This window comes from Micromonospora globispora (assembly GCF_003857015.1).
In the GTDB taxonomy this organism is placed as follows: Bacteria; Actinomycetota; Actinomycetes; order Mycobacteriales; family Micromonosporaceae; genus Micromonospora; species Micromonospora globispora.
Genome location: NZ_QGGF01000431.1, coordinates 1 through 2,551 on the forward strand (window position 1 = coordinate 1; position 2,551 = coordinate 2,551).

Here is a 2,551-nt window from a genome sequence, read left to right on the forward strand (position 1 = left end):
CCCTGCGGGGCGCCCCGCCGGCTGGCCTCCGCCGGATCCGCGCCGCCCCGCAGGGCGTCCAGCAGCTCTTCGATGGCCGACTCCACTGCGGCGGTGGCGGCGGTGTCGGCGCGGGTCGAGGTGGAGACGCCGTCGCAGACCACCGCTACGGTGGCGCCGGCGACTCGACCGATCGCCACGGCGTCCTCGTTGCGCGGCCGGCGGGCCCGGTCCGTCACTGCGGCAAGGCCGCCGAGGTCGAGTTCGGCGTGGTCGCGGCCGACCGAGCGCCGGCGACCGCATGAGTCGCAGTATCCACCGCCTGGCACCTTTGCGCCGCAGCCGCCGCAGTCGCCCTCGGTCGCCCGGGAGGACAACCAGGGTACGACCGGCGGTGTGCCCGATCTCGGGCCCGGCAGCGGGGCCGCGGTGGCCGTCGCCTCCTCGCCGGTCCGCAGGTTGCGCCCGCACACCTCACAGAAGCGGTCTCCCGGATCGCCGGCCGGACCGTGCTCGGGGCAGGACGGGGCGGTCATGTCAGTGTCCTCGGCCGGACGGCGTTGGCCCGGTCGACCAGCGCGATGCGAGTGGGCGGGTCGGCGGCCAGCTGCGCCAGGGTGCGGTAGGCGCGTTCGAGGCCCAGCCTCAGCCCCTTCTCGTGCGGTCCGTGTCCGAGGACCCGGGCGTCCGGCGGCAGGGTGTGCCCGGCGGTGACCCAGGCCAGGGCCGCCTCGAGCATCTCCACCGTCAACCGGGCCTGCCGCTCGACGTCCAACCCGAGCCGCTGCAGCCGGTCGGACGCGGCTAGCAGTTCGCCGGCGCCGGCGGGAAGCCCGTCCGCCGGTAGGTTGGCCCGGACCGCGGCCACCTGGGCGGCGATGTGGTGGCTGGAGCTCTCCGGCACCTGGTCGAGGACGCGCAGCGCGGCGACCCGGCCGCCCTCGGCGAGCTGGAGCCGGGCCAGCCCGAAGGCGGCGCTGATGAAGCCGTGGTCGGTCCGCCAGACCCGGTCGTACAGTCGCTCGGCGAGCTCCGGGTCCCCGGTGCTCTCCACCGCGGCGGCCAGCGCCAGCCGGATGGCCGGCTCGCCGGGCAGTTGGTCGTAGACGGCGTCGAACGCCACCCGGGCGTCCCCGGGCCGGTTCGCGGCCAGGGCGGCGAGGCCGCGGTGCCAGTCGATCCGCCAGTCGAACGGGTCGTCGGCGTAGAGCCGGTCCAGGTCCGCGTCGGCGCCGGCCAGGTCGCCGCCGTCGATCCGGGCCCGCACCAGGCGCAGCGCCACCTCGACGCTGCGCACCGGGGCGTTGCGCAACTGCGCGATCAGCTCACCCGGGGCGGTCGCCGTCAGCGTGGTCAGGAAGCCGGCGCCCGGGTCGAGGATGTCCACCTGCGGCAGCGGCAACGCGGCGGCGACCTCCGCCGGGTCGAGCCGCCGGGCGATGGCGGTCAGGCCCACCTCTCCGGCGCCGGTGCCGAACGCCCGCCGTTCCGGGGTGAACTGCCGGGACACCGCCGGCCGGGGCACGCCGTCGGCGGCCGACAGCACCTCCCGCAGCACCCCGAGGAGCTGTTCGCTCATCTCGGCCGCCGACTGGAAGCGTCGGTCCGGATCGAGGTGGGTGGCCCGCCGCAGAAGCCGGTCGTACGACTCCTCGCGGCCCAGCAAGGGCACCTCGGAGCGGTCCGGCAGCCGGTCGGCGTAGGTGCTGGCGAAGCCGCGGAAGTCGAAGCTCAGCACCGCGAGGGTCCGGCCCACGGTGTAGAGGTCGGCCGCCACCGACGGCCCCACCTCGGCGACCTCCGGCGCCTGGTAGCCGGGGGTGCCGTAGACCGCGCTCACGTCGTCGTCGACCTGCCGGACCGCACCGAGGTCGATCAGTTTGAGCTGCTCCTCGGCGTGAATGACGTTGTCCGGCTTGAAGTCGCAGAACAGCAGGTTGCGGTCGTGCAGATAGCCCAACGCGGGCAGGATCTCGACGCCGTAGGCGATCACCTCGGGCAGCGGCAGCGCCCTTTCGCCGGTGGCCGCCCGCCGGCTGACCAGCATGTCCCGCAGCGACTGGCCGCCGACGTACTCCATCACGATGTAGCCGACCGGCACCCCGGTCTTCGGGTCCGGATGCTGCACGAAATCGTGGATCTTGACGATGCTCGGATGGTCGATCTCCACCAGGTAGCGCCGCTCGGTCACAGCGGCGGCCATCGCGTCCGGGTCACTGGTGTTGATCAGCCCCTTGAGGACCACCCAGCGGTCGCTGACGGTGTCGCTGACGTTCCTGTCCCGGGCCAGGTAGATCCAGCCGAGCCCGCCGTAGGCGAGCGCGCCGAGCACCTCGTACCGGTCGTCGACCACGTCGCCACGGCCGAGGCGGGGCAGGAAAGAGAACGGGGTGCCGCAGTGGGGGCAGAAGCCTTCGGCACGGCCCGGGGTGCCGTCCCGCCCCCGGCCGACCGGCTTGTCGCACGCGACGCAGTACCGGCGGGACTCGGCCACCGTCGGCTCGGCCATCACCGCGCTGGCCGGGTCGCGCAGCGGGACCCGGGGCAGCTCGATCAGGCCGGCGCCGAGGCC

Annotated in this window: 1 protein-coding gene; it reads right to left on the bottom strand. The window is 74.7% G+C overall.

The genetic code is table 11. The annotated features are described in order from the left end of the window. Nucleotides 1–511 precede the first annotated feature (511 nt). On the bottom strand, nucleotides 512–2,551 hold a 2,040-nt coding region (locus DKL51_RS23210), incomplete at its 5' end, for a serine/threonine-protein kinase (protein WP_124812480.1).